The organism is Treponema sp. R80B11-R83G3 (assembly GCF_054786115.1).
This window is the reverse complement of sequence record NZ_BDHF01000277.1, coordinates 1-1,008: the sequence shown is the minus strand read 5'-3', so window position 1 is coordinate 1,008 and position 1,008 is coordinate 1. Positions and strand designations below refer to the sequence as shown.

The window sequence follows — 1,008 nt, the reverse complement described above, 5'->3', positions numbered from 1 at the left end:
TACGAACTTGCCTTCTTTCTTGCCGTTGATTAAGCCTTTTACATCACGTAACGCTTCTTTTTTGGTTTCCACTTCTTCGCTGTCTTCGGTTTTTCTTATGTTGTGTTTGAAGAATGGCGACAGATCACGGTAGATTGTTTCCTAGCAAAAAAGCCGTAGGCTTTTTTGCCTCTTTCTATGAAAGTGTTTTTATATGCTATAGATAGTGTCGCCAATTTCTTGACGACACTATGAAATTTGGGTGTCAGGTAATTGTGCGCCTCCTGGTACTGTTGCGCTCACCCCGATTATTGGTTTTGTCTTATAAAAACACCTCCAGGCATGTTTAATATTCCCGAAAAACCTAAGTCTTGGCCATCCAAATAAACACTTCCAATATTAATTTTATTGCGACTTATCATATTTAGCTGAAAGCCCGTGAGATAGTCTGGTTTTTTCTCCCATTTGTCTGCTGGTTTAGTACCGTTCTCCCCCGCATTTATCCACTCAATTACAGGAATATTATATTGAAGTAAAGCCACCATTGTCATATTAAGCGATGTGTCCCAGAAACTGAGCCCACTAAATGTACCGCGTGTAATCGCCATATCTTTAGAATATCCTATAAATGCTCCTTTTGTGAATGATTCTTTTGTGAATACATATTTAATATAATTGGCAGTATCTTCGGGTTTCCATGTGCCATCAAATGCAGAAAAGACGTTTATTAACTTTACATCTTCGTTATCATTAAATGTTAATATATTTCCAGATAGTGATAATGTTCGTGAACCATCTATAAATTGTTCAGCTGTCAAAGTTACAGTTTTTCCTGAAAAAGTCCAACTTCCATCGATCCTTAGCTGATTCGTTGTTCCATAACCAAAATCCCCTTGAGAGATAGTTAAAATAAAACCTCTTTCTTCTTTTAACTGAAGAAGAAAGTTCCCATCTACTGTCGAATCACTAATCCAAGCGGTTCCTGACAAATTATTTTTACCGTCATCGTTGTCATCACCGCAAGCCGCC

Annotated in this window: 1 protein-coding gene; it reads right to left on the bottom strand. The window is 37.7% G+C overall.

What is annotated here, in order from left to right; genetic code table 11:
• Window positions 1-287 precede the first annotated feature (287 nt).
• Window positions 288-1,008 (bottom strand): hypothetical protein (locus ACYVRH_RS13290; protein WP_461257374.1); only part of this gene is annotated, 721 nt, incomplete at its 5' end.